Here is a 13,419-nt window from a genome sequence, read left to right on the forward strand (position 1 = left end):
TTAGTCTTCTTTAAAACGTACCCCATTGGCCTTCAAGCGATCGATGGTAACCTTGCCTATGCCATCAATCAAGTAAACTTCCACTTCCATCTTTTCTTTGAAATCCTCAAGCGTTTCTAGACCTTCTGCTAGCAAGAGGCGCACATACTGGCTGGATATATTGGTGAATATCCCTGTTCCTGCGAGTTTTTCCGCATTCCGATCAGCGTAACGATTCTTTTCCTTTCGAGCTTCTATATCTGCAAAATAATCCGAGTCAATCTCCTTTAAGATTTCCCTGAAGTGAAGATACAAGAGTCTGGATGGCAGATAGAGGGGGAACATTTCACGGAAGGCCATAGCCAAAGTCTGCTTCGAATTAGGACGGTATGACTCCTCCGGTAATAAAAGATAGACCTTATATTCATTAAATCCCTCATCCGCAAAGAAGTCAACAATTGTCGGGTTAAGTTGATACAATTCTTTGATCCGGTGCTTAGCCAAATTGAAATCTCTTTCTAGAATCAGACTAGTCGGCAGATAGACCAGCATCTGGTCATCTGAGGGATATCTTTTGAAGAAGTTCCTCACTTTCTTATGTTGGAAGCTATTAACATAAAGCGCCATTAACTTGTAGCGGACGCCCATATTATCATTAGGGTTGTAGCGGAGGATATGCTTGGCAATTTTTTCCGCTTCTTCCATAAATAAGCCTCTAGTATAACAATCTAAGAGGATATTTTGGGCGCGGAAATAGGGGCGATTAGTCACAAAACTATAGCCGGATTCTTTAATATCCTGGCGGTGGGCCTTGAAATAGGCATCAGCCTTGGCTTGGATCATCGGTATGACTTCAAAGTCTTCGAATTGGTCGAGCGCCCAAGCACAATAAATATCCAAATTATCTGGATCGAGATCATGGGCTTCTTCTAACCAGACTGACCGCTGATCCTCGTCATCCGTATACATGGCGACCTCAAATTAGTCCTGCGCCCGACTAGTGTCATCCTCATCAAAGGACAACAAGCCCGCATTAAGCAAGGCAATCGCCTAGTCCATTGCTTCATCAATACTATCGAAGTCCCCACCATGCTGGTCAAGGAATTTCTGGATATTTCTAAAAACGCGTTCCCTATCTAAATACATCTCTTCACCTTCTCTAGTTTGATTGATTTTTTGTTTCAGTGACATATTTTTACTTTTAATCGCTTAGGCTATAAGTAGTGGACTGCCCCAAAAAAGCTTGGATTTTGGGAAGTACTACAAATTTTTCTTAACTAGCTATTGATAGTCATCTACCAGATCAAATAACAATTTATAGCGATGAATAATACCTTTAAATTCATTTGGCTTAGCTCGTTCAATGAAATCTGCTTGACTGACTTGACGGTGATAAAGATCAAGAGCCTTTGATTGATCTAAAAGAACTTTACCCTTGATATGTTCAGTTTCTTGAAGCTCATAATAGGCTGGATAATTTCGTTTAGTTGTTGAGATAGGCGCAACGATTGCCATGCGACTCGTCTTGAAGATAAGATCATGACTCAATACAATAGCTGGGCGACTACTTCTCTGCTCGTGTCCGATACTTGGATTAAAATTAACATAAAAAATATCTCCCTGCCGCATCACCATTCGAGCTCTTCTCCCACTGCTGGCCCCCAATCCATCTCTTCTTCATAAGTGAAAGATGTCTTGTAATCAGCAAATAATTCCTGAATCGTCTCTGCTTCCTTAGGCTTAATCACTAAGCTTTGATCTTTGATTTCGAGTGAGAGCACTTGGTTATTCTTTAAATCGAGTTGTTTAACTATAGTTGATGGAATTCTGATCGCCTTTGAATTCCCCCATTGAGCAAGTTTGGTTTGCATACTATCCCCTCCTCAAGCCTATTTTATCAAATGACTATCTAAATGTATATACATTAGGCCTTTTGACATGCATTTCAATATGGTTTTCTCTTGTATATCTCCTAAGAAACGCTAAGCTAGATTCAGTTAATAAAAGCTGTCCTAATCCATCTGGTGGTCTGCTTTTAATGCTCTAATCTTATCCTGGAGACTTCTAATCTCTTCTATATCTACATCTGCATCAGCAATCATCCGATTTAGTCGGAAATTTAAGCGACTAATTTCTTTTTCCGCTTTATTCGAAATATTATCCTGATAGGCAGGGCTAAGCAATTTTTTATTTCTGATGAGGTATTGCTTAGCCACGCTATGGTTGACAAATTCCTGATCATGCGAAACCAATAGAATAGCAGCAGGATGGTTTCTGATAAAGTCTTCAACCTTTTCCAGGGTACCAATATCTAAATAATTCGTCGGTTCATCGAGCAATAAAAGGTGGTAGTCGCCTAGTAATAATTTAGCGAATGCCAAACGGACACGTTCACCTCCTGATAGCCACTTGACCTGATTGAACAATTTATTTTGATCGAAGCCCAAAGAAGCTAAGACCAGACGAATCAAATCCTCTGCTTGTAAGCTATCTTGACCTACATTTTCAAGAATACTTTTATTCAGCTGGAGTTGATCAAAATTTTGGGTAAAATAACCGATCTTTAAATTTTCCATATAATAACCTGACAGTTGCTGATGGTATAGCTGACGCATAAAACTTGTTTTCCCTGCTTGATTGCATCCCTGAATAGCTACTTTGTCCCCTGTCTGTATTTTAAATTCAGAAAATGCAAATAATAAACGCTCACCAACATGGACTTGGCCCGCTTCTAAGTGGAGCAAAGTTCTTCCCGGCTTAACTGCCAAATTTCCAACCGCTTTGAAGGTATAGTGTCGTTCTTTCTCAGGCCCTTTGACAGGATCAAGCTGGTCAATTCTTCTTTGCAAAGCTTTAGCAGATTTGGCGATGGCTTTTTCCTGTCCATCATATTTTCCCGCATAGCCACTGACTTTATAATCTGAACGGGAAACATTCTTTTTCTTCTTTTTAAAATTTTGCGCCCGCAGATTTCTTTGCTGGATTTCTTTTTCTAATTGATGAACTTTCTTCTGATAATTTTTATAAGCAACTTCTTGTCCTTTAATGGCTCTTTCTTTAGCTGTCTGATAGTCATCATAGTTGCCTACGTATTTGGTCAATTTGCCTTGGTCAAGTTCCCAGATCTGATCCACTACTTGGTTTAATAGTTGACGATCATGGGAAACCAGCAAAAGAGTTCCTAGATAATTATTCAATTTTTGGATGAGCCAATCAATATTTTCACTATCTAAATTGGCTGTCGGTTCATCGAGAATAAGGAGGTCAGTCCCTTTGTTAAAAACTTCCTCCAACATTCTTTTCTCTTGCTCTCCCCCAGATTCCTTAGTACTTTTATTAAGCTGAGGAAGGTAGGCATAACTTGGATGAATAGACACTTGTCCTGTAAAGTCCTCATCTAATCCAACCAAGATGCTTAATAAGGTTGATTTTCCCACACCATTCTTTCCTATAAGACCAATCTTGTCTCCTTGGTTAGCTATTAACTGATCAATTTGAAATAATCGCTGGTCGGCAATTATTTTCGAAACATGTAATAATTTTATCATTTCCATCTTTAGCTCTCCTTTAAGTTCGGTACTGCTATCATCAATCACTGTGAGCTAAAAATGCGTACACAAAAAGACATGACTAGATTAACCAAGTGTCTGAATGCATACTACTCCCTTTATGATTAGGAAGTTTTTTGCTCAGATGCTTAGATTAAAATTACCATGTCCTTTTACCTCGGATTTCTTAAGTTAACTATATTATAACAAATTTTTTCATCTTGGTATAGGCCTCAATCATTCTCGCCTAAGGCATTTTCGATATTTCTTCTCCCATATAAGATACGCGAAATTAAGACATTATGGGCATCTTCCTCCACAAAATAATAAATAAGAAAATGATCGCAAGGCACAACATGCAAGCCCCTGCTTTTCTATGGCTCGAAATCTATGATAGGATACCGCATTGGAAATTGATCAAGGCACTTTATCGATTCTAGTGACTTGGCTTTTTGTACTTTCTGATGATAAAAGATCGAAGGCAATATGAGCGTAAATCCCTCGCAAATCTTCTTCTGCTTCGCGAGAAATAGAGACTAAATAGCTCATTGATCAAATTCCTTATGCAGAGAAGCAAAGGACGCTTCTACCGGTCTGACATCACCCGCTAAGATTGACTGATAGCCCTTTTCTAGCTCTTTATGCAATTCATCTTTAGTCAATGAATGACTATCAAATGGTGCTCTATAAGAAAGCTTGACATCAAAAGGTAAGCCTTGTTGCAAAACGACTTGTTTATAAAACATGGTAAAAGCACTTGATGGTGGTAGGCCAAGTGAATTCAAGATATACTCTGCCTGCTCCTTTAATTCTGGGTCCATTCGAACATACAAATTTGCTGTCTTTGCCATAAAATCGCTCCTCTCTTTTAAAACTATTTCATAACAATGTATTGGCATATGCAAGTCACTTTCTGTTTAATCATTTATAACAAACAACTGGAGCAGTGTTAGATTCGGAAGCTCCCAAATGAAAAAGCCCCATTTCAGGAGCTCATCTTTTCAATTAATGCTATAAAGCTTAGCTAATCCACTATTGCTGCATCATTGGGCTAAACTACTTTCTATGGTGCTCTGTTAGGAATTTATCAATCGCTTGGTCTGAATCCTTTTGTGCTTGCTGATTTCCTTCAAGAGATCCGCCAGTCCTAATTCTCATCGCCCCTGTATCCAATATTCCATTACCGGCAAACACATGGCCTGCATCTTTATAGCTGATTAACTCAGCGCCAGGGCACCGTTGTTTAATTTCACTAGCCATTTTTGCGCTATCCCACATAGCGTCTTCTTCTCCAGCAATCATCAAGATGTTGGCTTTCACGTCTTTAACGGGAATCATTTTTTGCTTATTTAGAGGATCCTGTTCTACTGCACTTGTATAGGTCTCTTTATAACTGATAGGCGCTTTTACAATAGACGGAAGGATCACTTTTGTTAAAAATGAACGGAAGGAAGTCTTTCTAATATCAATGTAGGGCAGTTCTTCATCCTCATATGTCCAAGATGAGCCATAATTTTCAAAGTCTAATCCAGAAAAATTATAGCTCGCTGGGGCGATTAAGACTAAGTTGGAGATTTCAGGATATTTACTGGCTAAGTTAAGCGCATATTCAGCTCCTTTAGATGCCCCAATAACACTAATTGGTCCTTTATCAATGACAGTCTTATCGAGATAAGCCAGCACATCTTCAAATTGCTCCAAGGGAATTCTTACCAATGATTTCTCTTGATTGTTCATCCCATACATAAAGAGAGCGAATGTCTCATAGCCTTCTTGAGAGAGTCTTTGGGCCATTTCAAAATTCGGACTTCCTTCAGATCCCCCGAAACATATCACCACACCCTTGTGCTTTTTTTGTTGAGGCGTCAACCGAAAGCCCTGTAATCGACCTTCATCAATATAATTCACATCTACCCCCTTAATAGCTGTCGGATAGAGGTCAATATTAGTGACATCACGGTAGTACTGGCCTGTTGACGGTGTACTTGTGTTTTTATAGCTATAATCATTAAACTTTCTCACGATCAGAATGAATGCAAACAAAACAATCACACTCATCAAAACTCCGAGACCTATCTTCTTTAATCGCTTCATCAATTTCGCCTCTTTTCTTATAAGGGATCCTCTCCCTATCTGTCTGCTCCTATCGGCCTAAAGCCCACAACCAGCTTCAACATAAAGTTCCCTCAATTTTACTATATCCCGTTCATCTTTTCTCAAAAATTTTAAAATATTCTTGAGAGCTTGGCCGTCAGCAAGAACATATTATCTTAGCCATCCCTTAACTAAGGATGACCGAAATGCCAAAAATTCAATTGAGCACTGATTTAAGAAATAACGACAATGATATTTCTAACTTTTGTAAGGAAAGCAATTCTCCGTTTTTTATCACTAAAAATGGTCGTGGCGATTTGGCTGTGATGAGTATTCAGGCTTACGAACAAGTCGTTGGCAAGCATGAACTTTATACCTCATTAAAAGCTAGTGAGCAGGATGTCGCCACAGGACGCACGAAGCCGCTCAAGGATGTCATGAATGATTTAAAAAAGAGTTAGACCATGACTGATTATTGGATTGAGGTCACTGCTTCGGCCCAGGCTGACCTCAAAGAAATCGTTCGCTATATTCAAACTGACTTAACTTCTCCTCACACAGCTAATAAATTTCTTAACGGTATTGAAGAAGCTATGGAACAATTAGCTTTTATGCCTGAAAAATTTCAACTCGTCAGAGATGATTACCTAGCTAGCAAGGGCTATCCTTACACAGGCTACAAAAACTATCGCATCTTCTATAGCATTGATGACAGTCGACATACCGTATTTATTCATCGCATTCTACACGCATCAAGACAATGGGAATATTTAATCTAATGGAGAGTGTGATAAAAGTCGATCAGGCCTGAACCACTGGAACGAACTATGGGAAATCGTTGGTAAACGATTGGACATAGTTCGTGAAGTGGATGTCAGGCCTGACTTTTGGAACACGTTTTTGAAAAATGTTCGCTTTTTAGATGCTTTCTTGCTTTGAGTATATGTACTGGACTTGTTGACTTTGATTTCTCCACCATCTTCTCCATCTAAGAAAAAAGCCCCATTTCTGGAGCTCATCGCAGGCTTTCATGAAGAGAAGATTTTCTACCCCTTCGTCAATAAGACAACCGATTCCACATGTGTCGGGTATAAGCTATGGATTGATTTTGGTGTGTCAGGACTAAAGTATGGTTGGAAATAACAAAAATTTAGCTCGGCTCTTGTATTAAAATGATTTTCCGTTATATTCAAAGTACCAGATTCCACTACGTTCCCTGATTTCAAAACGTAGTGGGGCATTTTGGGGATAAGTAACATTTAGAGAGTTAATATATCTTCGCATATCCATTATTTATTTGTGTCTTCTTCTAATTCCAGCAGATATTTATCAAAATCTGACATAAACAATCTGTCTTGAATGACACGATATTTCTCAAACTCCGTCTCTGCATGAAGCTTAGCAATTTCAGCAGAAACTTTACCTGCATCCTGCAAAATACCATAATCAAACATTTCTATAAAAGTGTTCAATCGTTTTTCCCAATCTTCCATCGTAAGAGGAATATGTCTTAAAGTCATATTCTCAGCGAAATCCAAATAGGCAGTAACCATACGATTTAGCTGGTGCAACTCATTTTCACTTAAATAGTTTTTAGCAACCGCCACATCACTTTTCTTAATTTTACCGTTCGGACCATCTCCCCAAGTTGTAAGTCCCATATGTTCTTTTTGGTGGTCAGCACGTTCTACAATCAATTCAGCAGCCGTATGACCATGGACTGCAAAATGCATTTTATTCTGAACCGTTGCGTAAAACCTTTTTGTTCTTTGGGAAGTCTTGTCATAATCGATTGCTGTGGCATAAATATCCGTTATTTTCTGATAGAATTTCCTCTCGCTTGCACGGATTTCACGAATTCGCTCTAACTGCTCATCAAAGTACTTATCCGTCAGATAGGTGCCTCGTTTCAATCGCTCATCATCCATAACCCAGCCCTTGATGGTGTAGTCTTTTGCAATCTGATTTACCCATTTACGAAACTGTACCGCACGCTCAGAATTGACTTTAAAACCTACTGCAATAATCATCTCCAGAGAATAATGATTAGTATTGTAGTTTTTCCCATCAGCAGCAGTTATCCGAAATTTTCGGATAACTGAATTCTCTTGTAATTCGCTATCGCTAAATACCTTTTTGACATGATAATTTATTGTTCGAACATCCACGTCATACAACGTTGCCATCATCTTTTGTGTCAGCCAGATATTCTCATCTTCATAGCGCATCTCAATGCTGTCCTCTTGGTCACCAACAGAAGCAACATAAGTCAAATATTCTGCGGCACTTGACCGAATACTTACCCCATTTTTATTTTTATCCAAATCAATCGCTCCTTTAAATTTCAGCTTTTATCTTTTCAATCGATTTCTATTGATTCTGTACTTGAGTATGCGCCGTTGACCAATACTACCATCTTTTGAATAATCCAAATAAGAAAAAATCAAAATGATCGGAATAACTGATGTCAATAAAGCAATGACTTGCGTCTGTAGCTCATTCATTTTCGGAATTCCGTTATAAGAAAGGTGATAAATCACCAGGGTTACTCCAAATAATAATGATAAATACAAAAGAACAAGTAAATAATCAAAAAACAATTCTTTCATGCGCTTTTTAAATGATATTGGATTGTTTTTCATCAGCATCATTTATTTCTCCTCGCAAGATAAGTATAGAAAGTCATTTCACATCCATCAAAGTTTCTCTGTCTCTCTTTGAATTTCGAACATTCAAAGTACTTACTTAAGGATAAATATCTATTCTTTGGCTTTACGCTAGCTATTTAAGTAGGCTAGTTATCATAGAGGATAAAGCCGGCCTTATGTGTAGAAATAAAAATGGCGTCACAACAGCGTTTTCTAGTCGACCAGTTTTCCAATACGCTCACCTTCATTTTATCAGATTCCACTCATTTTCTCCTCTAAAAACCAAAAAGCGAGGTCCCCAAGAAGGCGCAACCCCTCAAAAACCTCGATATTATGCTGTTTATAGCCCCTCTTTTTCAATCAATACCACGCACTCAACATGGGTAGTCTGTGGGAAGAGATCGACGGGTTGGACAGATTGGATCTGATAACCTGCCTGGGTGTATTTGTCCAAGTCGCGGGCTAGGCTGGCGGGATTGCAGGAGACGTAGACGATCCGGTCTGCTTCAAGTTTTAGGGAAGACTCAATGAAGCTTTCACTCAAGCCCTTGCGTGGCGGGTCAACGACCAGGACATCGCAAGGGATGCCGGCCTTGACCCAGGCTGGCATGACGTCACCTGCGTCTCCGGCTTGGAAGCTGGTATTGTTGAGGCCATTGGCGGCTGCGTTTTCCCGGGCCATGGTGATCGCGTCTTCAACAATTTCGACCCCATAGACATGCTGGGCCTTTTGGGCGAGGCAGAGGGAGATGGAGCCAATCCCGCAATAGGCATCCATGACCTGTTCGTCCCCCTGGAGTTCGGCGGCATCAAGAGCGGCTTGGTAGAGTTTCTCGGCCTGGCTAGTGTTGACCTGGAAGAAACTCTGGCTAGAAATGGCAAAGTCTAAGCCCAAGATCTGGTCGTGGTAGCGGTCTTCACCATAGAGGACTCGACTCTCCTTCCCCATAATAACATTGGTGCGCTCTTGATTGCTGTTGAGGACTAGGCTAACCAAGTGGGGAACTTCCCGGCGGATATCTTCGACAATCGCTTCTTCATGGGGCAAGGACTGGCCATTGACAATGAGGATAACCATGATTTCACCCGTATGCTCGCCCTGGCGGACACCCAGGAAGCGGAGGAGGCCACGGTGGGCTTTTTCGTCGTAGGCAGTAATCTGATAGCGGTTAAGGATCTGAATGACGGCCTGCAGGGTCTCATCAATCCCCTTGAGTTGGATCTGATAATCCTTAATCGGCACAATCTCATGGGACCGGCGTTTGTAGAAGCCGGTATAGAGCTGGCCTGGCTCGCCTGCTACGGGGACTTGAGCCTTATTGCGATAGGCCCAGGGCTCTTCCATCCCAAGAGTTTCTTTCACCTCGAGGCCTTGGTCGAGGCCAAATTTATGGAGGGAGTTAATGACCTGTTGGCGCTTGAAGGCCAGTTGGGCAGGGTAGGCCAGGTGTTGGAGGGGCATGGTCCCCGTCCGCAAGCCATCCTTATCGCGCAGGGGCACGCGGTCGGGAGAGGTCTGGTAGCGATCTTTCACAATCGCAAAGGCGAATTTCTTAAGGACCTTGACAATCCGAGCTGAGCATTTTTCGCCAGGCAAGGCATCATGGACGAAGACGGGGTAGCCATCGACCTTAGCCACTCCTAGGCCTTCATAGGTCAAGTCTTCAATGGTTAAATCATAGTTGGCATTCTTTTTGACAGGTGCTTGTCGCTTTACTTTAGCCATAATCGATTCCTTTCTTCCTAGTATTGGAATAATCCACCCCATCATAGCATAATTTCGCCTAGAACTCACAAGCTTGGGCGTTTTTTATCAAAAAATATGAAGGCCTAAATTTTGCTTCTTTGCCTTCCCCTTGCTACAATGAAGGTAATTCATATTGCAGATGAGAAAGGATGTTTTAAGATGACTTACCAAGACTTACTTCACAAGCGTCGTTCCCACCGTGAACTCAGTGCGGATGTTGACGTATCAAACGATGAAATCAGCCAAGCCCTGAAGACAGCCCTGGACGAAGCTCCTATGGCTTTTGGCGAACAGACGCCTCGTGTCGCTGTCCTCCTCGATGGGGAAAGCCAATCCTATTGGGAAGCTGTCACCCGCCTGAATCCTGACTATGCCGACCGCTACGAAAAATTGGGCCAGGCTAAGGGCACCGTACTCTTCTTCGAAGACCGCAACCATGTCTACAGCCTGACCGATAAGTATGCCATCGACGAATCCTTAGCTGACCGCTATTCCGGTGAAAACCATGGCATTGCTGCCGTATTGAGCTGGCTTGCTCTGACTGATCTCGGCTTAGACGCTAGCCTCCACCACCCACGCCAACAAGACACCAGCAAGTGGGCCATCCCAGACCACTGGACCTTCAAGGGTGCCTTAGTCTTCGGCAAGGGCCAAGACAGCGTTTCCGAAGACAAAGACAGCCTTTACGACAAAAAAGGCTTCAGCGTTTACCAATAAGATTAGCGTCCAAATTCACAAGCGAAACGGATGCTCTTCAATTATGGTTAATTACAGAACTCAATAAAAAAAGTGCCTGCAAATGCGGCACTTTTTCCATCTCTTCTCGTTTTATAAGAAGGAGAGGTATGAAGAATATGGTTAGTTCAACTAACCTTTTGGGTATGGCTATATTGTAACGCCTAATTGTTACTTTTTTATGACTTCTCATCATTATTTTCTATTTCTTTATGAATTTTTTGTTACTTCCATCATGTCAATCATCTAATCGATAGAAAGGACCGATATTAGTGAAGATTACCATCCGACGTCGGCTCCTGGGCCAGGTGCCCCTCCTAGAACTCGTCCAAGAAGACCGCAAAAACGACTGCCTGCCCCTAGTGGTCTACTACCACGGCTGGCAATCGCGTAAAGAGCTCAACCTGACAGCTGGCCGGCGCCTGGCCAAAGCGGGTTACCGGGCTCTCTTGCCTGACGCCGAGAACCACGGGGAACGCTACCGTAAGTACTCCAAGATCCCCTCCATGACCTTCTGGCAGAGTATCCAGGCTAACCTCTTTGAATTTGGCTTCATTGTGGACCACTTCCAACAGCTGGGGCTGGCTGACGACCGCTTAGCAGTAGCCGGCGTTTCCATGGGCGGCATCACGACCTGCGCCCTCCTCTGCCAGCACCCCGAGATCCAAGCCGCTGCCTGCTTGATGGGAAGCCCCATGCCTGTCCACTACGCCCAAGGCATTGCCCGCCATGCCAGGGAAGCTGGGCGCTATTTCCCCAAAGACGCCAAGACCTTACTCGGCTGGCTCGAGGATTATGATCTGTCCATCCAAGCCAACCAGCTGGGCAACCGCCCTCTCTTCATCTGGCACGGCCGGCAAGACGACCGGATTCCCTTCCAGGAAGCAGCAACTTTCGTCCAAGCCAACCCCCAATTAAAGCTGCACTTCCAAGCCGAAGATGAAGGCCATCTCGTTCGCGTCGAAACCATCAAAAGCATGGTCAACTTCTTTACCGACCATTTCCCCCTTTAATCCACACATAAGAAAAGTCTGAAAGCCCTAAGATACTGGCTTTCAGACTTTTTTAACGATCAAATGCAAAGCGTCTCACTTTTATTCGGTCACTTCAACCACTTGACGTTCAAAGGGATCCTTAGAGAAACCTTGGTCAAGGATATGCTTGGCCCATTCTTGAGCTCCGAACAAGGAATGGTCCTTGTAGTTGCCACAGCCTTTACGTTCGACCCCTTGGACATCATCCCATGTGGAATCCACGATGTCTCTGAGGACCTTGGTGAAGGCCACCGCAATCTCTTCAGGCGTCTTTCCCCCCCAAACGAGTAGGTAGAAGCCTGTCCGGCACCCCATTGGCGAGAGGTCGATCACCCCGTCTACATAGTCGCGGATGAGACCTGCCGACATGTGTTCAATAGTGTGTAGGGCCGCGGTTGGTACGGCTTCGTGGTTAGGTTGGGTCAAGCGGATATCAAATTTAGTGATGACATCTCCCTTGGCCCCTTCTTCCCGTCCAGCGAGGCGGACATAAGGGGCCTTGACTGCATCATGGTCGAGTTCAAAACTTTCAACTTTTGCCATTTTCTTTCCTCCTTGTCGAAATACATTATCGTCACTAGCCATTATCCCACATTTGGAGAAGAGACTCAATGCTTAGGCCCTCGACTAAAAGCGATCAAGCTTAGCCAAGAAGTTTTGAAGGGCTTTCACTACCCTTAGCTGGGTCTTCTTGTTATCATAGGCTTATACTGACAGAAGAGGAGTGACCCCTAATGGAAACTTATCAATTAGCAAACGGTCGATCTATCCCTAAAATCGGCTTCGGTACCTGGCAGCTAGAAGATGGCGAGCCAGTCATCCGAGCCGTCAAGAATGCCCTCAACGCAGGCTACCGTCACATCGATACCGCCCAAACTTACGGCAATGAAGCAGGCGTTGGTCAAGCTATTCAAGAGAGCGATGTCCCCCGCGAAGAGATCTTCCTCACCACTAAGATTTGGAACGACAAGGGCGGCTATGAAGATACCCTGGCCTCCTTTGAAGAATCGCTCAATAAATTACAAACGAACTATGTGGACCTCTTACTCATCCACTGGCCCAATCCAAAAGCTTTCCGCCAAGAGCCAGGTTTCGAAGCGCGTAACCGCGAAGTCTGGCGGGCTCTGGAGACCCTCTACCGCGAAGGCAAGGCCAAGGCGATTGGTGTCTCAAACTTCCTGGAAAAACATCTAGACGTCTTGTTCCAAACCGCTGAAATCAAACCCCTAGTCAACCAAATCAAACTCGCCCCTGGACTGAGCCAGGACGACCTGGTCGCCTATTGCCGGAACCATGATATTCTCTTGGAAGCCTATAGTCCTTTAGGGAGCGGGGAAATTTTTGACAACCAAGAACTCCAAGCCATTGCCGACAAGCATGCGTCTTCCGTCGCTCAAATTGCCCTGGCCTGGTCCTTAGCCCACGACTTCCTCCCCCTTCCACGCTCCAAGTCCCCCGAGCATATCCTGGCCAACTACCAGGTCTTTGATATCGAACTCAGCCCAGAAGAAATTCAACAAATCGACCAAATCAAGGACCTAACAGAGGCTCCTGATCCGGACACTAAAGATTTCTAGCAGCGAGCGGAAGAAAAATCAAAAGCTCTAAAACACTGGAATAGTTGAGCCTCTACA

15 protein-coding genes are annotated in these 13,419 nt (G+C 43.1%); 5 read left to right on the plus strand and 10 right to left on the minus strand.

Annotated elements, in window-relative coordinates; genetic code table 11:
• The 6 genes from AWM72_RS02555 to AWM72_RS02585 form a co-directional block, all read right to left on the minus strand.
• Entirely contained in the window at positions 1-948 is a 948-nt protein-coding gene (locus tag AWM72_RS02555; RefSeq protein WP_067972691.1) for a hypothetical protein, read from the minus strand.
• A gap of 312 nt (positions 949-1,260) precedes the next feature.
• Complete coding sequence (locus tag AWM72_RS02560; protein ID WP_101603720.1) at positions 1,261-1,614, minus strand: type II toxin-antitoxin system PemK/MazF family toxin; 354 nt, start codon at positions 1,612-1,614, stop codon at positions 1,261-1,263.
• Complete coding sequence (locus tag AWM72_RS02565) at positions 1,608-1,850, minus strand: AbrB/MazE/SpoVT family DNA-binding domain-containing protein (RefSeq protein ID WP_067972694.1); 243 nt, start codon at positions 1,848-1,850, stop codon at positions 1,608-1,610. The genes AWM72_RS02560 and AWM72_RS02565 overlap by 7 nt, the downstream gene beginning before the upstream one ends.
• Before the next feature lie 141 nt (positions 1,851-1,991).
• Positions 1,992-3,533: a ribosomal protection-like ABC-F family protein gene (gene abc-f, locus AWM72_RS02570; protein WP_067972697.1), complete on the minus strand. Its 1,542-nt coding sequence runs from the start codon at positions 3,531-3,533 to the stop codon at positions 1,992-1,994.
• A gap of 539 nt (positions 3,534-4,072) precedes the next feature.
• Complete coding sequence (locus tag AWM72_RS02580) at positions 4,073-4,378, minus strand: type II toxin-antitoxin system RelB/DinJ family antitoxin (protein ID WP_067972700.1); 306 nt, start codon at positions 4,376-4,378, stop codon at positions 4,073-4,075.
• Positions 4,379-4,583: 205 nt separating this feature from the next.
• Positions 4,584-5,621, minus strand: a complete 1,038-nt coding sequence (locus AWM72_RS02585; RefSeq protein WP_067972702.1) for an acyl-CoA thioester hydrolase/BAAT C-terminal domain-containing protein — start codon at positions 5,619-5,621, stop codon at positions 4,584-4,586.
• A 206-nt stretch (positions 5,622-5,827) separates the two neighbouring features.
• Here AWM72_RS02585 and AWM72_RS02590 point away from each other — a divergent pair, with 206 nt between their 5' ends.
• Positions 5,828-6,082, plus strand: a complete 255-nt coding sequence (locus AWM72_RS02590; RefSeq protein ID WP_067972706.1) for a prevent-host-death protein — start codon at positions 5,828-5,830, stop codon at positions 6,080-6,082.
• 3 nt (positions 6,083-6,085) lie between these two features.
• Entirely contained in the window at positions 6,086-6,400 is a 315-nt protein-coding gene (locus AWM72_RS02595) for a type II toxin-antitoxin system RelE/ParE family toxin (RefSeq protein WP_067972708.1), read from the plus strand.
• A gap of 510 nt (positions 6,401-6,910) precedes the next feature.
• Here the strand turns inward: AWM72_RS02595 and AWM72_RS02600 are convergent.
• The 3 genes from AWM72_RS02600 to rlmD form a co-directional block, all read right to left on the minus strand.
• Positions 6,911-7,951, minus strand: coding sequence for a virulence RhuM family protein (locus AWM72_RS02600; RefSeq protein ID WP_101603718.1), 1,041 nt, complete (start codon positions 7,949-7,951; stop codon positions 6,911-6,913).
• A gap of 21 nt (positions 7,952-7,972) precedes the next feature.
• Positions 7,973-8,272 carry a hypothetical protein gene (locus AWM72_RS02605; RefSeq protein ID WP_067972714.1) on the minus strand — a complete coding sequence of 100 codons (300 nt, stop codon included), beginning with the start codon at positions 8,270-8,272 and terminating at the stop codon, positions 7,973-7,975.
• A gap of 337 nt (positions 8,273-8,609) precedes the next feature.
• Positions 8,610-9,995 carry a 23S rRNA (uracil(1939)-C(5))-methyltransferase RlmD gene (rlmD, locus tag AWM72_RS02610; RefSeq protein WP_067972717.1) on the minus strand — a complete coding sequence of 462 codons (1,386 nt, stop codon included), beginning with the start codon at positions 9,993-9,995 and terminating at the stop codon, positions 8,610-8,612.
• 180 nt (positions 9,996-10,175) lie between these two features.
• Between rlmD and AWM72_RS02615 the strand changes: the two genes are divergently transcribed.
• Together AWM72_RS02615 and AWM72_RS02620 are read left to right on the plus strand one after the other, a co-directional pair.
• On the plus strand, positions 10,176-10,733 hold the full coding sequence (locus AWM72_RS02615) for a nitroreductase family protein (RefSeq protein WP_067972719.1): 558 nt from the start codon (positions 10,176-10,178) through the stop codon (positions 10,731-10,733).
• Positions 10,734-11,023: 290 nt separating this feature from the next.
• The gene (locus AWM72_RS02620) at positions 11,024-11,764 is read left to right on the plus strand and encodes an alpha/beta fold hydrolase (protein WP_067972722.1); all 741 of its coding nucleotides are present in this window, start codon (positions 11,024-11,026) and stop codon (positions 11,762-11,764) included.
• A gap of 81 nt (positions 11,765-11,845) precedes the next feature.
• Here the strand turns inward: AWM72_RS02620 and AWM72_RS02625 are convergent, their stop codons facing one another.
• Positions 11,846-12,328 carry an S-ribosylhomocysteine lyase gene (locus AWM72_RS02625; protein ID WP_067972725.1) on the minus strand — a complete coding sequence of 161 codons (483 nt, stop codon included), beginning with the start codon at positions 12,326-12,328 and terminating at the stop codon, positions 11,846-11,848.
• Between the two features lie 191 nt (positions 12,329-12,519).
• Between AWM72_RS02625 and AWM72_RS02630 the strand changes: the two genes are divergently transcribed.
• Positions 12,520-13,362 carry an aldo/keto reductase gene (locus tag AWM72_RS02630; protein WP_067972728.1) on the plus strand — a complete coding sequence of 281 codons (843 nt, stop codon included), beginning with the start codon at positions 12,520-12,522 and terminating at the stop codon, positions 13,360-13,362.
• Positions 13,363-13,419 lie beyond the last annotated feature (57 nt).

The organism is Aerococcus sanguinicola (assembly GCF_001543145.1).
In the GTDB taxonomy this organism is placed as follows: domain Bacteria; phylum Bacillota; class Bacilli; order Lactobacillales; family Aerococcaceae; genus Aerococcus; species Aerococcus sanguinicola.

Coding starts and splice junctions, on each gene's coding strand:
- AWM72_RS02555 (WP_067972691.1), bottom strand. CDS start 948: ATGTATACGGATGACGAGGATCAGCGGTCAGTCTGGTTAGAAGAAGCC.
- AWM72_RS02560 (WP_101603720.1), bottom strand. CDS start 1,614: ATGGTGATGCGGCAGGGAGATATTTTTTATGTTAATTTTAATCCAAGT.
- AWM72_RS02565 (WP_067972694.1), bottom strand. CDS start 1,850: ATGCAAACCAAACTTGCTCAATGGGGGAATTCAAAGGCGATCAGAATT.
- abc-f (WP_067972697.1), bottom strand. CDS start 3,533: ATGGAAATGATAAAATTATTACATGTTTCGAAAATAATTGCCGACCAG.
- AWM72_RS02580 (WP_067972700.1), bottom strand. CDS start 4,378: ATGGCAAAGACAGCAAATTTGTATGTTCGAATGGACCCAGAATTAAAG.
- AWM72_RS02585 (WP_067972702.1), bottom strand. CDS start 5,621: ATGAAGCGATTAAAGAAGATAGGTCTCGGAGTTTTGATGAGTGTGATT.
- AWM72_RS02590 (WP_067972706.1), top strand. CDS start 5,828: ATGCCAAAAATTCAATTGAGCACTGATTTAAGAAATAACGACAATGAT.
- AWM72_RS02595 (WP_067972708.1), top strand. CDS start 6,086: ATGACTGATTATTGGATTGAGGTCACTGCTTCGGCCCAGGCTGACCTC.
- AWM72_RS02605 (WP_067972714.1), bottom strand. CDS start 8,272: ATGATGCTGATGAAAAACAATCCAATATCATTTAAAAAGCGCATGAAA.
- rlmD (WP_067972717.1), bottom strand. CDS start 9,995: ATGGCTAAAGTAAAGCGACAAGCACCTGTCAAAAAGAATGCCAACTAT.
- AWM72_RS02615 (WP_067972719.1), top strand. CDS start 10,176: ATGACTTACCAAGACTTACTTCACAAGCGTCGTTCCCACCGTGAACTC.
- AWM72_RS02625 (WP_067972725.1), bottom strand. CDS start 12,328: ATGGCAAAAGTTGAAAGTTTTGAACTCGACCATGATGCAGTCAAGGCC.
- AWM72_RS02630 (WP_067972728.1), top strand. CDS start 12,520: ATGGAAACTTATCAATTAGCAAACGGTCGATCTATCCCTAAAATCGGC.